This window comes from Streptomyces sp. NPDC004732 (assembly GCF_040609235.1).
Classification (GTDB): Bacteria; Actinomycetota; Actinomycetes; order Streptomycetales; family Streptomycetaceae; genus Streptomyces.
In genome coordinates, this window is record NZ_JBEXJR010000028.1 from 19,215 (window position 1) to 36,001 (window position 16,787).

Consider the following 16,787-nt stretch of genomic DNA (forward strand, 5'->3'; position numbering starts at 1 on the left):
CCCGGAGGATCGTGGTGTCGGCCTGCCGGTCTAGGGGTGGGCGCGGGGCGGCCCCTGCAGGGGCTGTCCGGGGTTCAGGACCCATGCCGAGTCGTGCCGGGTGAAGCCCACGCGCGGGTAGTAGCCGGTGGCGGCGGGGGCCGACAGGAGCACCACCTTGGCGTCGGGGGCCTGTTGCCGGGTCGCGTCCAGCAGGGCGGTGCCCACTCCGGAGCGCTGGTGGCGGCGGATGACGGCGATGTCGGAGAGGTAGGTGACGTAGGAGAAGTCGGAGATGCTGCGGGCGATGCCGATGAGGGTGCCGTCCGCTTCCCGGGCGGTGACGACGAGGTTGGCCTCGCGGATCATCGTGGCCATCCGGTCGCGGTCCTGGACGGGTCTGCGCTCGCCCAGGCCCGAGTCGTGGTAGACGGCCAGTACCTCGTCCAGGTCGAGGTCGGTGCCGTTGACGCGTTCAGTTTTCCAGCTCATCGAGCATCTCCAATCGCCGCCGTATGACGTCGTGGTGGACCAGGAAGTGTTCGGGCCGCAGTTCCTGGCGCAGGTGGACGCCTTCTTGGGCCAGGGTGTCCTGGAAGGGGGTGCCGGTGGCCGCGGTCCGGTTCGCGGCGGCCTGGGCGCAGCGGTAGGCCCGCTCGCGTTCGGTGCCGTCGCCCAGCAGTTCCACCAGGACGGCGGAGCTGTGGATGAGGCCGTGGGTGTGGTCCAGGGCGGCCCGCATCCGGTCGGGGTGCACGCGCAGGCCGGCCACCAGTTCTTCGGCGCGGGTGGCCTGGAAGTGGGCGACGGAGAGGCTGTCGGGCAGGATGACCCGCTCGGCCGCCTGGTGGGCCAGGTCGCGTTCGTGCCACAGGGCGACGTCTTCGAGTGCGGTGGTGGCGTAGCCGCGCAGCAGGCGGGCCAGGCCGCACAGCCGTTCGCTGGTGGTGGGGTTGCGTTTGTGCGGCATGGCGCTGGAGCCCTGGTAGGCGCCGGCGCGCTGTTCTTCGACCTCGGCGACCTCGGTGCGCTGCAGCAGCCGCAGTTCCAGGGCGATCTGTTCGACGCAGGCTCCCAGGGCGGCGACGGCCTGGACCAGTTGGGCGTGGCGGTCGCGGGCGACGACCTGGCTGGGGGCGGGTTCGATGCCCAGGCCCAGCGCCTGGCACACGTGTTCCTCGACGAACGGGTCGATGAGCGCGTAGGTGCCCACCGAGCCGGAGACGGTGCCGACCGCGACGGCTTCGCGGGCGGCGGCCAGGCGGTGCAGGGAGCGGTCGACGGCGAAGGCGTAGCCGGCGAGTTTGTGCCCGAAGGTGGTCGGCTCGGCGTGGATGCCGTGGGTGCGTCCGACCATCAGGGTGTCCCAGTGCTCCTGGGCGCGGGCCACCAGGGTGCGGCGCAGGCGCCTGCCCGCGGTGGCCAGCAGGTCGGTGGCGCGGGCCAGGGTGTGGCCCAGCGCGGTGTCCACCAGGTCGTAGCTGGTCATGCCCAGGTGGACCCAGCGGGCGGAGGGTTCGGGGATGTCCTCGCAGTAGGCGGCGAGGAAGGAGAGGACCTCGTGGTCGCGTTCCTTCTCGATTTCCGCGATGCGGTTTGCGAGCGGTACCCGGGCCCGGCGCATGTCCTGGAGCGCTGCTTGGGGGACGCGGCCCAGGTGGACCTGGGCCTCGGTCGCCAGGATCTCGACGCGGACCCAGGTGGCGTAGCGCGACTGGTCGGAGAAGAGATCCGCCATCTCGGGCAGGGTGTATCGGGGAATCATGCAACGACCTCTGTTCTGCGGTGGTCAGTACGCCTCGAAGTACTCGCGCTGTTCCCATGCGGTGACCTGGTCCTCGCCTGTTCCTGTGGTGGCGCGCCAGGTGTCGTAGCGGTGCAGTTCGCTCTCCTTGAGTTTGGTGAGGCAGGCCGCAAGGGGCCGGCCCAGGAGCTGTTCGGCGCGGCCGGTGCGGAAGGCGTCCAGGGATGCGTGCAGGGACTGCGGTACGAACTGGGGCGAGGCGGTGCCGGGTTGCGGGCCGGTTTCGGGGGCCGGGGTGCCGGTGAGGCCTTCGAGGCCGGCGAACAGCTGGGCGGCGATGGCGAGGTAGGGGTTGGCGCACGGTTCCGCGCTGCGGTTTTCGATGTGGGCGCCCGGTCCTGCGCCGACCATGCGGAGCATGACGCTGCGGTCCTCCACGCTCCAGTCGATGCGGGTGGGGGCCAGGGCGTGGCGGGAGCCCAGCCGCCGGTAGCCGTTGACGGTGGGCACCGACAGCAGGAACAGCTCGCGGCTCCAGGCCAGCAGGCCCTCGGCGTAGGCCTTGGCCTGCGGGGAGGGGCCGCCGGACGGGCCTTCGGCGGTGAAGAGGTTGCGTCCGCTCGCGGTGTCCAGGACGCACTGGTGGATGTGCCAGCCGCTGGGGTCGAAGGCGTCCAGGGCGGGCTGTGACATGAAGGAGGCGTGGTGGCCGCGCTGGGCGCACCAGCGTTTGGTGGTGGTGCGGAAGAGCAGCATCGCGTCGGCGGTGTCCAGGGCGGGCATCGGGCTGAAGGTGGATTCGACCTGGCCGGGTCCCGATTCGTGTTCCATCGAGCGCAGGGGCAGGCCCAGCGCGCTCAGGTGCAGGGCCAGGGGGTCGGTGAGGGGGGCGACGGAGTCGTAGCGGGCGTCGAGGTTGAACTGGTAGCCGGCGTTCAGGGGCGCCACCTGGGGGGCGCTGCCCTGCAGGCCGAAGCCGTTGCCCTCGTTGCCCGGCGCGCCCTCGAGCAGGCGGGTGAGGTACCACTCGACTTCGAGGCCCACCACGGGGGTGTAGCCGTGGGCGGTGTAGGCGGTGTCCAGGCGGCGCAGCACGGCGCGGGAGGAGAGGGGGTGTGCGGTGCCGTCGCGCAGGTATTCGTCGCCGATGACCCAGGCGGTGCGGGGCTGGGTGCCGGGCAGGGGCTGGAAGGTCAGCGGGTCGGGCACCAGGATGAAGTTGCCGGCGCCGGCGAGTTCTTCGACGCCGAGGCCGGGCTCGCCCAGGAAGTCGACGGCGATGGCGTGGCCGGTGTCGAAGAGGAAGGGGCCCGGGCTGAAGTTCATGCCGTTGCGCAGGACCGAGCGGAAGGTGTCGGCGGTCAGGGTCTTGGAGCGGGCCAGGCCGTGCGGGTCGCAGAAGACCAGGCGTACGAAGTCGAGCTGGGCCAGGCCGGCCTCGATCTGTTCGGCGGCGGCCAGCTGTTCCTGGCTCCACAGTCCGTGGTCCGCGACGAAGGAGGGGGTGCCGACGGCGTCCTGGGCGGCTACGGAGCGCCATGAGCGGGTGTACATGGTTCAGGGGGTCCTTTCGGTGGCGGGGACGAGTGCGTGCTGCAGGCGGGGCGGGGGCAGCGGTCCCAGTTCGGCTTCCAGCCGGTGGGCCACGGTCAGGACCAGTTCGTCGGCGCCGACGGGGCCCACGAGCTGGATCCCGGCGGGCAGTCCGGAGCCGGTCAGGCCGGCGGGGAGGGTCACCGCGGGCTGGCCGGTCATGTTGAAGGGGTAGGAGGCGGGCGACCAGGCCAGCCAGAGCAGGTCGCGGGGGTCTGCGGCCCAGGGCGGGGCGATGGCGCCGAGGTCGAAGGGCTCGATGGGGACGGTGGCCATGGCCAGCAGGCCGTGGCGGCGCATCACCGAGCGCAGCCGGGTGCGCAGTTGCTGGCGGACTTCTTCGGCGCGGATCAGGGCGGTGCCGCTCAGGGAGCGTCCGTGGCGGACGATTTCCAGGCGTCCGGGGTCGCAGTGTTCTTCGTCCTCGCGCGCGGTGCCGGCGGCTTCGGCGGCGGCCAGGATGTCGACGAGGGCCGGGTAGAGGTCGTCGCAGCGCACCTCGATGCGTTCGACCCGGTGTCCCTGGCCGGTGAGGGCGGCGATCGCCTGTTCGGTGACCTTGCGGATCTCGTCGGTGGTGCCGTCGTACTCGATCCATCCGATGTGCTGGGAGCGGCTGTTCGGGTGCCGGTCGATCGAGCCGAGTCCGGAGTCGGGGTCGGCGGGGTGCGGGCCCGCGATGACGGCGGCCAGGGCGGCGGCGTCGGTGACGGTGCGGGCCAGGGTGCCCTGGTGGGCGAGGCGGTCGACGCCGTTGGGGACGTAGGGGACGCGTCCGTAGGAGGGTTTGTAGCCGGCCACTCCGCAGAACGCGGCGGGGATCCGGATGGAGCCGGCGCCGTCGGTGGCCAGGGCGCCCTCGCCCAGGCCGGTGGCCACGGCGGCGGCGGCCCCGCCGCTGGAGCCGCCCGCGGTGCGGCCGGGTGCGTAGGGGTTGGCGGTGGGCGGGGTGAGGCGGCCCAGGGTGGCGGCGCTCCAGCCGTACTCGGAGGTCGTGGTCTTGCCGATGATGACGGCGCCGGCCGCGCGCAGCCGGGCGACGGCCGGGGCGTCTTCGCGGGCGCGCCGGTTTTCCAGCAGGGAGCCGCGGGTGGTGGGCAGGTCGCGGGTCTGCAGCAGGTCCTTGACCGAGACGGTGACGCCCAGCAGCGGGGCGCCGTGCCAGGCGTCGTCGCCGCGTTCGCGGATGCGGCGGTCGGCCTGCTCGGCGGCCTGGAGTGCCTCGTCTCCGGCGGCGGTGACGAAGGCGCCCAGGGTGTCCTGGTCGCGGACGGCGCCGAGCACGGCCTGGACGTGCTCCAGGACGGTGGTTTCCCTGCGGCGCAGGTGCTGGGTGAGTTCGCCGATTCCCCGGGCGGTCATCGTGGGGTGTCCAGGGGGCCGGGACGGGCGGTACCGGTGCCGTTCCTGGCGTCGGCGTCGGCGTCGGTGCCGGTGATCGTGCGCCAGTGCCATGCCGCGTCGAACGCGGTGACCTCCACCGGCGTCCCGGCGGCGGCCAGTTCGGCGGCCAGGGTGGTGGCGCGGGCCACGAAGCGCGACGCCCGGTGCGCGGCCAGCAGGTCCGCCTCCTCGAAGGGACGGCCCGCGCAGCGCAGCAGGCGCAGGTCGACGAAGCCGTTGAAGGTGCGTCCGGCCACCTCCACGGGCTGCGGGGAACGGATGGAGAACCGCACGTTGTTGCTGACGTGCCCGTGGTGGTGCTGGTCGGAGAAGAACGCGATGTCGGGGATGGTCGGCGGCACGAAGTGGTCGCGGGCCACCACCGCGGGATGGCGGGGCAGGTTGCCGGGGACGAAGTGCCAGGAGTTGTACTGCATGCGCGACGACATCGCCCACGCCGCGTCCGCCATCGCCTCCTGGGAGCCGCCGAAGTGGGCGCGGGCCCGGGGCCTTGGGACCACGCAGCAGAAGTAGCGGGTGATGTCCCAGCCGCAGATCTCCGCCCAGCTCTCCGCGCGCAGCCCGGCGATGAGGGCGGGCAGCGAGCGCATGCCGCGGCTCATGGCGAAGTCGGCGTCGAAGACCTCGGCGACGGCCGCCACGCTCTCGTGGACCAGCGCCTCAAAACCGGTGGCATAGGGCCCGTGCGGCCGGGCCAGCCACTGCGGGGCGGCGGCGGCGCTGCGGCCCAGCTCGTCCAGGGTGGTGCCGGTCAGCGGCAGGCTGCGGGCCAGCCGCAGGCTGACCTCCTCGTCGCGCCGGCGCACCTCCTGGGTATCGGTGGCGATGCGCTCCACCTTGTGCATCAGCGTGCCGTGGATCTCGCGGTAGAGCGGCACCTGCCGGATCACCTGCCGGCGGCGGGCGCCCAGGGCCTCGGCGAGGGTCTTCAGGTCCTCCGCGCCGTGGGACGCGGCGGGGGCCACCGGCTCGCCGGGGACGCTGTTGTAGGAGCGGCGGATGCGTTCCAGCATGGCCGCGACGTGGTCGATGCGCAGCTGGGTGCCGTTGGCCTCCTCGACCCGGCCGGCGCCGGCCGAGCGGATGAGCAGGGTGAGGCCGACCACCAGCTGCACGTCGTGGTCCGACCACAGTTCCAGGGGCAGTTGCTGCAGGCTGCTCAGGACGCAGTCGGGGTGGCCGGGCCACAGGGTCTTGCCGGTGAGGCTGTTCTGCTCGCGGAAGTTGGTGTACTGGCGGTGCTCCTGGTAGAGCACGAAGGGGGCGGTGCGCAGTGCGGCTTCCTTGGCCTGGTCCAGGAGTTCGTCGCGGCCCTTCTCGCCCTGCCGGTCCAGCCAGGCGCGGCAGTCGGCGACGGTGTCGGCGGTGCGGGCGGCGGCGCGGCTCATCTCGGCGTGGTAGGCGCGGGCGGCCTGCAGCGACCAGGGCACGCGCCGTACTCCGCCGACCAGGTCCCGGCGGTCCAGGGGGCCCTGGGCGGGGCCGCGCAGGACGATCCGGCCGGTGGCGGCCAGGGCCAGCTCGCCGACGAAGACGGGTTCCTCGGCGGCCGCTTCGATGAGGTCGACCGGGGCCGGCTCGGCGGCCGGGCGTGCCGGGCCGGGCTCGTCCTGACGCCAGGTCAGTCCCCACAGGGCCCTGAAGGCGGCCTCCTGGGAGGTGCTCAGGGCCCGCAGCTGCACCTCGGGAGGGACGTGTCCGTCGAGGCTGAGCAGGATGTCCACGCAGGAGCGCAGGTCTTCCTGTGCCCGGGCCCGCTCCCAGACCCGGGCCAGGAGGGTGGGGAAGCCGGCGCCCGGCTCGCGGGTGCGGTCGGGTCCTGCCGCGGTGCCTGCGGGGGTGCCCAGCCTGCTGGGGCGGCGGCTGATGCGCTTCCTGGCGTTGGCGGCGCGGCGGCTCTCGCGTTCGGAGGGCCCGCTCATGAGGTGCCCGCGGACAGGTCGATGTGGCTCCACAGGGCGGCGTCGGTGGGGTCCCAGTCCTCGTCGACGTAGATGCAGTCGACGGGGCACTCCAGGACGCAGGCGGGGCAGCCCGAGCACAGCTCGGGAATGATGATGACGTCGAGTCCGCGGTCGAATATGGCGCCGAACTCCTCGGGACAGCCGCGCAGACAGCTGTCGCAGGTGATGCACTCCGAGGTCTCTATGCGGCGCGGTGGCTTCTTCCAGTTCTCGCCGCGAGTTCGCGCGGCGATCCGCTCGGAACGGGCGGATTTCGCCGCCGGCAATGCGTTCTCGCTCACGGAACACTCACCCTTCGGGTCGGTTCGAGACGCCCACATCGTTACGACGGTGTCTCGACCACTCCATGAGCTTCGGTGGTGGCGTACTCGACTGCTTTGTTCAACCGGTGAATTGCTCGGTTGAACAGTGGTGACCGGCGGATACCGTCGTGCCGGGAAACAGCCCGGCAACCGATCACCACGAACAGGAGCAGCCACGATGCCTGCGACACCGGCGCCGAAACTGATGACGTTCCTGACCTTCAGGAGGGAGGCCGAGGAGGCGCTGCAGTTCTACACCTCGCTCTTCGACAACTCCGAGGTGCACCGGATGATCCGGGCACGTGCCGGGGAGCCGGGGTGGGAGGAAGGGGTGCTGCAGCACGCGCTCTTTACACTCGACGGGCAGATGTTCATGTGCACGAACATGCCGCCGCCGGGGGCCGTTGGATACGATCTCGCCCCGTGGGATTCTTATGAGTTCTCGCCCGCGACCGCGATATACGTGCAGTGCGAATCGGAAAGTGAATTCGATCGCCTGTACACGGCCCTTTCCGAGAAGGGTGAGGTCATCATGCCGGCGGGCGGGTATGAATTCAGTGCCCGGTTCGCGTGGTTGACCGACCGGTTCGGGGTGTCGTGGCGCATCAATCTCGTGCCGTCCCGGGGCTCGCGCGGGCGGTGAAGGGCTACAGACGCGGCTGAGGCCGGCCCGCCCCGGGGGGAGGTGGCCGGCCTCAGCCGTGTGCTGTGCCGGTCAGCCCCAGGCGCCGGCGATCGCCTTGGTGGTCACGTTCAGGCGGTTGAAGAAGTTGGTCAGGGCGACCATCAGGACCAGTGCCGCCAGGCCCTTCTCGTCGTAGTGGGCGGTGGCCCGCTCCCACACGTCGTCCGGCACCGGGTCGGAGCGGTCGGACAGCCGGGTGGCGGCCTCGGCCAGCTCCAGCGCGGCGCGCTCGGCGTCGGTGAAGTAGGACGTCTCCCGCCAGGCGGCGACGGCGAACAGGCGCTCCTCGGTCTCGCCGGCCTTGCGGGCGCCGCGGGCCCCGGAGTCCACACAGGGGCTGCAGCCGTTGATCTGGCTCGCGCGCAGGTGGACCAGGTCCAGGGTCGTCTTCGGGACCCCGCCGGAGTAGATCGCCTTGTACATGTCCTGGACGGGCTGCGTGGCGTCAAGGATCATCGCCGGGTTCTGCAGGCGCGCTTCCATGGTTATTCCTCTCTTGGACCAACATCCGACGCCGCTGTCAGGCGGCGTCACTTCTATGACGAACGGGGGCGGGCGAGTGTGACAGCTGCAGGTCACCGGGTCTGCGGGGACCTGGACGGGGGGTGTGCGCGGGCGCCGCGCCGCGGGGGAATTCGACGCGGCGCCCCTTCCGTCCCGGCGCGCCGGTCAGGTGCCGACGTCGACGCGGGCGGTCTGTGACGGGCGTTCGCTGGGCAGCGGCGCCTCGTCCTCGGGGTGGCCCGGGCGCCAGATGCGCGGGCCGATGGACAGGGAGAGTGCGGGGATCAGCAGGCTGCGCACCAGGAAGGTGTCCAGGAGGATGCCGATCGCGATGAGCAGGCCCTGCTGCAGCGACGACACGGTCGGGATCGCGGCCAGGACGCAGAAGGTGGCCGCAAGGACGACGCCCGCGGAGGTGATGACCCCGCCGGTGACGGTGAGGCCGGTGAGGGTGCCCTCGCGGTGTCCGCGCAGCTTGACCTCTTCCCGGACCCGGGCCATCAGGAAGATCGTGTAGTCCACCCCGAGTGCGACCAGGAACAGGAAGCCGATCAGCAGCAGTCCGCGGTCGATGCGCGGGTAGTCGATGGCGTGGAAGAGCAGGGAGGCGGCGCCGACGGCGGAGGCGAAGGAGACCACCACCGAGGCGAGCAGGACCAGCGGGGCGACCACCGCGCGCAGCACCAGGACCAGCATGAGGAAGACGACCGCGAGGATCAGCGGGATCAGCAGCATCTCCTCGTCCTTCTGGGCGTCGGAGGTGTCCAGCACGATCGCGGTCTGGCCGCCCACGACGGCCTCGGCGCTCTCGCCGTCGGTCTTGTCCAGTGCGGTGCGCATCCGGTCGACGGTGTCCTTGGCCGCCGCCGTGTCCGGGGCGTCCTCGAACACCGCGGTCAGGTGGGTCCAGCCGTCGGCGGTGCGTCCGGTGGCGGCGGACTGCACGCCGGGCACGTCCTGGACGGTGCGCAGTGCGGCGCCGGCGCCGGCGGCGGGCACGTAGATGTCGGCGGGCGCGGAGGAGCCCGCGGGGAAGTGGGCGGCCAGCAGATGCTGGCCCTCGACGGAGTCGACGGACTTGGTGAACTGCTCGGCCTGGGTCTGGCCGGTCTCCACCGTGGTGGTGCCGAGCGCCAGCAGGGCCAGGACGCCCAGGGAGGCGGCCCACACCACGCGGGGCCTGCGGCCCACGACCTGGGCCACGCGGGCCCAGGCGCCGTGCTCCTTCTCGGCGCTCGCGTCGTAGCCGGGGGTGTGGCGCGGCACGAAGGGCCAGAACGTCCAGCGGCCCAGGATGACCAGGAGGGCGGGCAGCAGCGAGGTCATCGCCAGGAAGACCACCGCGATGCCGATGGCCACGACCGGGCCCAGGCCCTGGGTGGAGTTCATGCTGCCGAAGACGAGGCAGAGCGTGGCCACGCCGACGGTGGCCGCGGAGGCGGCCAGCGCGGGCAGGGAGCGGCGCACGGCGATCTGCATCGCCTCGTGCCGGTCCTCGTGGCGGTGGAGTTCCTCGCGGTAGCGGGCGATGAGCAGCAGGGCGTAGTCGGTGCCGACGCCCACGCACAGGATCATCAGGATGTACGCGCTGAGGCCGTTGACGAGCAGGCCGGCGTGTTTGGCGAGCAGGTAGACGACGCCGCTGGCGACCTGGCTGGCCAGGAACACGGTCAGCAGCGGGACCAGCCACAGCACGGGGCTGCGGTAGGTGAGCAGGAGCAGCAGGGCGACGACGCCGAGGGCGGCGCCCAGCAGGGCCCCGTCCATGCCGCTGTAGACGTCGGCGAAGTCGCGGACGCTGCCCGCCTCGCCGGCGATGCGGATGTCGAGGCCGTCGGGTGCGCCCTTCTTGACGATGTCCTCGGAGTCGCCGACGGCGTCGGTGAGCACGCCGTTGTCGCTGGGGCTGGTGCGCAGCGGGTAGCTGAGGAAGGCGGCCTTGCCGTCCTCGGAGACCTGGGCCTTGGCGACGTCGCCGACGGCGACGTCGTCCTGGAGGGTGGCGCGGTCCGCGTCGATCTTGGTCCGGTCGGCGTCGGTGAGGCCGCCGCCGCGGGCGTAGATGATGATGGTGGTGCTGCTGTCCTTGTCGGCGAAGTGCTCCTCGGCCAGCTTCACCGCCTGGGTCGACTGGGCGCTGGAGGGCAGCCAGGTCTCGGGGTCGTTGTCCTGTACGTCTCCCAGCTTGGCCGCCAGGGATCCGCCCGCTGAGATCAGCACCAGCCAGATCACGAGCACGGCCCACTTGGAGCGGCGGCCACTGACCATTCGGGCATAGCGGGTCAAGAAACCGGCTGCGGCGCTGGGATCGTCACTGCGGGTGTCTGGTCGCCGACTTTGTGTTGTCATGAATGCTCGCAAAGGGTCAGGGAGCCTGCTCTCGACAGCTCCGGTCCGAATCCGGGAGAGAGCGCGACCAGGGGCGCGGCGCCCTTGCGTAGCCTGCGGCTGCCGCATCCCGTCACACGCGGGTGGTCCCGTTCGTCACTGCTATGACGCCCGGCAGCGCGAAGATGTGACAGGCGTTTGTCACACACCGACCGGGATCGAAGGGGACGACGGTGGTCATGCAGGAAAACGAACGGTTGGCACGCGCGTTCGAGGAGAAGCGTCCGCGGCTGCAGGCCGTGGCCCACCGCATGCTCGGCTCGACCGATGAGGCCGAGGACGCCGTGCAGGAGGCCTGGATCAGGCTGCACCGCAGCGAGACCGACAGCGTGGAGAACCTCGACGGCTGGCTCACCACGGTCGTGGGCCGGGTCTGCCTGGACATGCTCCGCGCCCGCAACCGCCGCGAGGAGTTCCTCGCGGAGCACGCCGAACCCTCGGGCGAGCCCCGCACCGAGGACACCTCCGACCCGGAACAGGCGGCCGTCCTTGCCGACTCCGTGGGCCTGGCGATGCTGGTGGTCCTGGACACCCTGGACCCCGACGAGCGGCTCGCCTTCGTCCTGCACGACACGTTCGCCGTGCCGTTCGCCGACATCGCCGCGATCATCGGGCGCAGCCCGGCGGCCACCCGGCAGCTGGCCAGCCGCGCCCGCCGGCGCGTGCACGGCGCCTCTCCCCTGCCCGACCTGCAGCGCCAGCACAAGGTCGTGGACGCCTTCCTCACCGCCGCCCGCAACGGCGAGTTCGACCGGCTGCTGGCCCTGCTGGCCCCCGACGCCACCATGCACGCCGACGACACGGCGGTCCGCATCGGCGCCGCCCCCCTCACCGAGGGCGCGCGGGGCGTGGCGAGCATCTTCTCCGGCGGCGCCGAAGCGGCCCGCATCGCACTCGTCGACGGGTCGGTGGGCGCCGTGTGGCAGTCCAAGGTGCGCCCCATCGTGGTCTTCAACTTCACCATCGAGGACGGGAAGATCACCGCGATCGACCTGGTGGCCGGGCCCGAGCGGCTGCGGGAACTGGACATCGTGGTCCTGGACGGCTGAGAACTCGGGAGGGTCAGCGCCCGGTGGCGGCCGGGTGCAGGCACTCCTCCAGGAACGCCAGGGCCCGCAGGTGGTAGGCGCGGGCCGCCCAGCCCAGGCTGATGTTGTGCCCCGCGTCCGGCTGCCGCGCCAGCAGGACGCGGGGAGAGGCGGTGAACGCGGCCGCCACAGCGGCCAGTTCGTCCTCCTCGTGACGCCACCACAGCTCGTGCTCGGCGAAGGTGACCCGCACCGGCACCCGCACCCGGGGCGCGATCCGGTCGAACGTCCCCGGCCAGGACACCAGGTCGGCCGCCTCCCGCGCGGGCATCGGCGCGACCGTGCCCGCACTGGCCCGGAAGGTGCCCGGCGGATACAGCCGCAACGGCCCCCAGTGCCGGCGCCGGTCGCCCGGCCGGCCGCGGCGCACCTCGTCCTCGGCACCCGGCGCATAGCGCCGCCCGCAGCCCGAGACGTCCACACCGAGCAGCCCGTCCCCGCCCGTTGCCTGCGCGGCGGCCGACAGGGCCAGCTTGCCGCCGAAGGAGTGCGCCAGCAGGAAGACGCCCGCGCCGACGGGATGACGGCGGGCGAAGCCGGCAACGGCCGCACGCAGCAGCACAGTCTGCTCCGCGACGCGCAGCCCGTCCGGCAGCGCGGCGGCGGAGCGGCCGTAACCGGGACGGTCCACCGCCAGCACCGTGTAGCCAAGACGGGCCCCCAGCCGCAGCAGCGACAGCTCCGGGCGCGCCTGCCCGTCGAAGTACCCGGCGCTCATGCCGCCGCCGTGCACCGCCACGACCAGGGCGCGCGGGGCGCCGCCCGCGGGCTCGCTCAGCAGCGCGGACAGGGCCACACCGGCCGCGTCCAGGACGATCTCGCGGACCCCGCCCGCGGGTTCCTCGCGCGGGCCGGTCACGGGCGTCCCGGGGACCGCCGCCACTACGCGGCTCGCCCCTCGCCGAACCAGCGGCCCAGCGCGCCCTCGAGCCCGTGCGCCACGCCCTCGCCCGTCCACACCACGTGCCCGTCGGGCCGCACCAGGACCGCGTCCAGGCCCGCCAGCACGTCGGTGGCGCCCTCCGCGGGCTTGGCGGCGGCCGTCACCACCTCGACGCGGCCCGCCCAGCGGGCGCCGACGGCGCGCACCCGGGCGTCGTCGGCCAGGTCGAGCAGCACGCCGCGCGCCGGGTGCAGCAGGCGCAGGGTGTCGCTCTCGCCGTCGGCGCCGGTCAGCGGGCGCTTGGCGAGGCGGCGGCCGAGCAGGGGGTGGGCAGGGGGCGTGCCGGCGTGTGTATCGGGGTGTGGGCCGGGGGCGTTGACGTCGTAGCGGATGTCGAGGTGGCTGACGATCCCCGCCAGGTGCCGCTTGACCTCGTCGTGCTCGATGAGTTCGGCGAACAGGGCGCGCAGCGGGTCCGACTGCTCGCCGCCCAGGAACACCGTGCCCTGCGCGCGCGTGTTCATCATCAGCCGCTGCCCCACCGGGTGCCGCTCGGCGTGGTAGGTGTCCAGCAGGCCCGCCGGGGCGGTGCCGCGCACCGTGGCGGCCAGCTTCCAGCCCAGGTTGGCCGCGTCCTGCACGCCGGTGCTCAACCCCTGGCCGCCGGCCGGGAGATGGATGTGCGCCGCATCTCCCGCCAGCAGCACCCGGCCGCGCCGGTACTCGTCGGCCTGGCGAGTGGCGTCACTGAAGGAGCTCACCCACTCGGCGCTGCCGCCGCTGATGTCCTCCCCGGTGATGTGCTGCCAGGCCGCCGCGACCTCGGCGAAGGTGATGTCGTCGTCCCGGTCGCGGGCCGGGGTGCCGTGCGGGCAGACGATGATGCGGTCGACGCCCTCCTTCAGCGGGGCCGCCATCACCATGCCGTGGGGCAGCCGCTCGCCCAGGAAGCGGGGCTCGAGCCCGCAGCCCACCACGTCGGCCAGGAACATCGCCCGGCTGGCGGGCAGTCCGGGAAAGCCGAAACCGGCCGCCCTGCGGATGCTGCTCTGCCCGCCGTCGCAGCCCACCAGGTAGGCGGCGCGCAGCTGCCGCGTTCCCTCGGGGCTCGCGACGGTGACCTCGACGTGGCCGCCGTCCAGGAAGCCCTCGGCCAGGGCCGTCACCTCCCAGCCGCGCCGGATGTCCGCACCCAGCTCCAGCGCCCACTCCTCCAGGACCGCCTCGGTCTGGTTCTGCGGGATCCCGCGGGCCCCGAAGTGCCCGTCCTCCAGCGCCGTGTAGTCGAACTGCACCCCGCCGAAGTGCCCCACGGGGCTGATGGCGAGGGTCTCGCCCTGCCCGAACCGCGGCAGCAGCCCGCGCTGGTCGAACACCTCCATGGCCCGGGCGGTGAAGCCGAGCCCGCGCGACTGCCCGGTCGGCGCGGCGAGGCGCTCCAGGAGGATGACGCGGGCCCCGCCCAGGAGCAGTTCGCCCGCCAGCATCAGCCCGGCCGGTCCGGCGCCGACCACGATGACGTCGGTGTCCACCGCTGTCCCTGCCATGATTGTCCTGCCTCTCCTCGCTCGGATCCGGATCTCTTGCGTACGTTCGAAGGCGGCCGTGCACGGGGGCAGTCGGGCGGGAGGGGGCGGGCCGCCGTCAGCGGGGGGTGCCGAACCAGTGCTCCAGCACGGCCGCGAGCTCCTCGGCGCCGCCGGGATCCGCGCTTGGCCCCGCCCACACCACATAGCCGTCCGGGCGCACCGCCACGGCGCCCACCTTGTCCAGCTCGCCCGGGCCGCTGCCCGGCTCCGGGCGGGCCACCACCAGGTCGACGCGGTCGGCCCACCGCTCCCCCACGGCCGGCACCCGGCCGTCCAGGCCGAGCAGCAACCCGCGCCCCGACCGCAGCAGTTCGAGGGTGGTGCAGGTGGAGCTGCCCACCCGCAGCCGGGCGTGCGGCAGCCGCGCGCCGACCAGCGGATGGCCCTCGCCGCAGGTGGCGTAGCGGATGTCGAGGCCGCTGATCATCCCGGCGAGGCGGGTGCGTACCGGCTCGTGGGCCATCAGCTCCGCAAGCACCGCGCGCAGCGGCTCCACCTCGCCGCTGCCGAGCAGCAGCATCGCCTGGGCGCGGATGTTGGCGAGCACGGCGCTGCCCACCGCGTGCCGCTCCTCGTGGTAGGTGTCCAGGAGTCCCTGGGGGGCGTGGCCCGCAAGGACGGCCGCGAGTTTCCAGCCGAGGTTGAACGCGTCCTGCAGGCCCAGGTTGAGGGCCTGTCCGCCGATGGGCATCTGGCGGTGCGCGGCGTCGCCCGCGTACAGCACGCGGCCGTGCCGGTACTGCGCGAGCTGGCGGTTGGCGTCGTCGAAGTGGTTGACCCACAGCGGGGTGCCGGTGCTGATGTCCTCGCCGGTCACCCGCTGCCAGGCGGCGGCCATCTCCGCGAACCGCGGGGGCTCGGTGCGCCGGCGTACGGCCGCGCCGAACTCGTGGACCATCACCCGGGTCACGCCGTCGGGGCGCCGGGCCGCGATCGCCAGCCCCGCGGGCAGCCGCTCGAAGCGCCGGTCGGGGACGTCGATGCCCTCGACGTCGGCGCGCAGCAGTTCACGGGAGGCCTCCTGGCCGGGGAAGTCGGCTCCGGCCAGGGTGCGCACCGTGGAGTCCTGGCCGTCGCAGGCCACCAGGTAGCGGCCGCGCAGCCGCACCGGGCGCCCGTCGCGGCCGACCGCCTCCGCCTCGACGAACTCGCCGTCCTGGGCCAGGTCGAGCAGTTGCAGCCGGTGGCCGCAGCGGATGTCCGCGCCGAGCGAGAGCGCCCACTCCTCCAGGACCGACTCCGTCCTGGTCTGGGGCACCTTGTGCTGTCCGGGGTAGGCGCCGGGCAGGGTGAGGTCCAGGGGCAGGCCGCCGAAGTGGCCCCGCGGTTCGGTGGGCGGGCTGGCGAAGTCGGTCAGCAGGCCCCGGCTGTCGAAGATCTCCATGGTGCGGGCGTGCAGAGTGGAGGCCCGTGACTCCTTGGTGGGGCGGTGGCGCTGCTCGACGACGGCCACCTGGATGCCGTGCAGGCACAGTTCGGCGGTGAGCAGGAGCCCCACGGGGCCGGCACCGACGATGATGACCTGGGTCTCCATCACGTCGGTGCGGCCCGGTACGGCCGCCGCCCGGCGGGTGCGGTCCCAGTCCTGCGCGGCCATGTCAGTGCTTCCGCTCCGCGTAGTCCTTGGCATGGCCCAGCGTGGCGCGGCTGTTGGCGGACAGCGCGCCGTGCACGTACGCGCGGGCGTCGGCGACCGTGGCCTGGTCGCCGAGGATCTTGGCGATGTTGGCGGTGTTGATCGACACGGTGTGCTGCGAGCTGGCCTCGGCGGTGTCCTGGCCGGTGTCGGTGAACGTCCAGTAGCCGGTGTGCAGGGTCATCAGGGCGGGCAGTGTGACCTGCTTGTAGGCGATCTTGCGGGTGTCCAGGGCGACCCGGTAGGACTTGGTGGTGTGTACCGAGCCGTCCTTGGCGCGGGTGTCCATCTCCAGGCTCTGCAGTCCCGGGGCGGGTTCCTCGAAGCGCACGGTGGCCACGTGCGGCAGCCGTTCGGGCCAGTGCCCGGCCTCGTTGACGAAGTCGAAGACGTCCTTGGCGGCGCCGTTGACCTGGACACTGTCGGTGAAGGAGAAGACCAGGTCGTCGCTCTCCGCGGCGTGGGCGTGCTCGACGTTGTCCTTCAGGGCGGCCAGTTCCGAGGTGCTGTTGGTGTCCACGGCCTCCTCGATCCACTGCAGGTCCTGCGGGTCGTCGTCGATGGCCCGGTAGTCGTGCAGCAGCCGTACGCGGGCGCGGTCGGCGCCGAGGGGTTCCACGATCCAGGTGCCGCCCATCGCGGCGACCGGGGCGGTGGTGACCTCCTGGCGGAAGCCGATCCGCAGGCCTTCGGGGTCCAGGGTGCGGCGCGACGTCCAGTTCTTGGGCTCGCCGTTGGCGGTCGCCCAGATACGGATGCGCTCCTCGCGCTCGCCCGTCTGTTCGCGCTCGACGTGGATGGTGGGCGGGAAGATCTGCGGCCAGTGGCTCACGTCCGCCAGCAGGCGGTAGACCGTGGCCGCGGGCGCGGTGATGGTGATCTCGTGCTCGACCTGACGCGTCGTCATGAGAGTTGCTCCTTGTGCGGGACGGTCGGGGCGGGTCAGAAGTTGCCGAGTCCGCCGCAGACGTTGAGGGCCTGGGAGGTGATGGAGGCGGCGGTGTCGGAGGCCAGATAGCCGATGAGCC

At 72.7% G+C, this 16,787-nt stretch carries 14 protein-coding genes and 1 pseudogene; 2 read left to right on the forward strand and 13 right to left on the reverse strand.

The features are described from left to right. Positions 1-30: 30 nt before the first annotated feature. From ABZV77_RS42180 to ABZV77_RS42205, 6 genes are read right to left on the reverse strand one after another with little or no spacing between them, the layout of a single operon-like run. Positions 31-471: a GNAT family N-acetyltransferase gene (locus tag ABZV77_RS42180; RefSeq protein ID WP_356268635.1), complete on the reverse strand. Its 441-nt coding sequence runs from the start codon at positions 469-471 to the stop codon at positions 31-33. Beyond that, the gene (gene purB, locus ABZV77_RS42185; RefSeq protein WP_356268637.1) at positions 455-1,744 is read right to left on the reverse strand and encodes an adenylosuccinate lyase; all 1,290 of its coding nucleotides are present in this window, start codon (positions 1,742-1,744) and stop codon (positions 455-457) included. Before purB ends, ABZV77_RS42180 begins: the two co-directional genes overlap by 17 nt. Positions 1,745-1,768: 24 nt before the next feature. Continuing rightward, positions 1,769-3,277: a glutamine synthetase family protein gene (locus ABZV77_RS42190; RefSeq protein WP_356268639.1), complete on the reverse strand. Its 1,509-nt coding sequence runs from the start codon at positions 3,275-3,277 to the stop codon at positions 1,769-1,771. Between the two features lie 3 nt (positions 3,278-3,280). Beyond that, on the reverse strand, positions 3,281-4,678 hold the full coding sequence (locus ABZV77_RS42195) for an amidase family protein (protein ID WP_356268641.1): 1,398 nt from the start codon (positions 4,676-4,678) through the stop codon (positions 3,281-3,283). Further along, the gene (locus ABZV77_RS42200) at positions 4,675-6,642 is read right to left on the reverse strand and encodes a hypothetical protein (protein ID WP_356268643.1); all 1,968 of its coding nucleotides are present in this window, start codon (positions 6,640-6,642) and stop codon (positions 4,675-4,677) included. The genes ABZV77_RS42195 and ABZV77_RS42200 overlap by 4 nt, the downstream gene beginning before the upstream one ends. Then, a complete protein-coding gene (locus ABZV77_RS42205; protein WP_356268645.1) occupies positions 6,639-6,965 on the reverse strand; it encodes a 4Fe-4S ferredoxin in 327 nt (108 codons plus the stop codon). The genes ABZV77_RS42200 and ABZV77_RS42205 overlap by 4 nt, the downstream gene beginning before the upstream one ends. 199 nt (positions 6,966-7,164) lie before the next feature. On the opposite strand from ABZV77_RS42205, the gene ABZV77_RS42210 reads away from it, so the two are divergent. Next, a complete protein-coding gene (locus ABZV77_RS42210) occupies positions 7,165-7,629 on the forward strand; it encodes a VOC family protein (protein WP_356268647.1) in 465 nt (154 codons plus the stop codon). A 72-nt stretch (positions 7,630-7,701) separates the two neighbouring features. On the opposite strand, the gene ABZV77_RS42215 is transcribed toward ABZV77_RS42210, so the two are convergent. Beyond that, positions 7,702-8,154, reverse strand: a complete 453-nt coding sequence (locus ABZV77_RS42215; RefSeq protein ID WP_055567053.1) for a carboxymuconolactone decarboxylase family protein — start codon at positions 8,152-8,154, stop codon at positions 7,702-7,704. Positions 8,155-8,340: 186 nt separating this feature from the next. Next, complete coding sequence (locus ABZV77_RS42220) at positions 8,341-10,443, reverse strand: MMPL family transporter (RefSeq protein WP_356268649.1); 2,103 nt, start codon at positions 10,441-10,443, stop codon at positions 8,341-8,343. A gap of 299 nt (positions 10,444-10,742) precedes the next feature. Here ABZV77_RS42220 and ABZV77_RS42225 point away from each other — a divergent pair, with 299 nt between their 5' ends. Further along, entirely contained in the window at positions 10,743-11,612 is an 870-nt protein-coding gene (locus ABZV77_RS42225; protein WP_356268661.1) for a sigma-70 family RNA polymerase sigma factor, read from the forward strand. 13 nt (positions 11,613-11,625) lie between these two features. Here the strand turns inward: ABZV77_RS42225 and ABZV77_RS42230 are convergent, their stop codons facing one another. The 5 genes and pseudogenes from ABZV77_RS42230 to ABZV77_RS42250 all read right to left on the reverse strand — a co-directional run. Continuing rightward, on the reverse strand, positions 11,626-12,534 hold the full coding sequence (locus tag ABZV77_RS42230; RefSeq protein WP_356268651.1) for an alpha/beta fold hydrolase: 909 nt from the start codon (positions 12,532-12,534) through the stop codon (positions 11,626-11,628). Then, on the reverse strand, positions 12,534-14,081 hold the full coding sequence (locus ABZV77_RS42235) for an FAD-dependent monooxygenase (protein ID WP_356268653.1): 1,548 nt from the start codon (positions 14,079-14,081) through the stop codon (positions 12,534-12,536). The genes ABZV77_RS42230 and ABZV77_RS42235 overlap by 1 nt, the downstream gene beginning before the upstream one ends. 97 nt (positions 14,082-14,178) lie before the next feature. After that, positions 14,179-15,720 carry an FAD-dependent monooxygenase gene (locus tag ABZV77_RS42240; RefSeq protein ID WP_356268654.1) on the reverse strand — a complete coding sequence of 514 codons (1,542 nt, stop codon included), beginning with the start codon at positions 15,718-15,720 and terminating at the stop codon, positions 14,179-14,181. A gap of 1 nt (position 15,721) precedes the next feature. Then, complete coding sequence (locus ABZV77_RS42245; protein WP_356268655.1) at positions 15,722-16,666, reverse strand: aromatase/cyclase; 945 nt, start codon at positions 16,664-16,666, stop codon at positions 15,722-15,724. 35 nt (positions 16,667-16,701) lie between these two features. Next, positions 16,702-16,787 (reverse strand): annotated as a pseudogene (locus ABZV77_RS42250) (ketoacyl reductase); the annotation flags it as partial.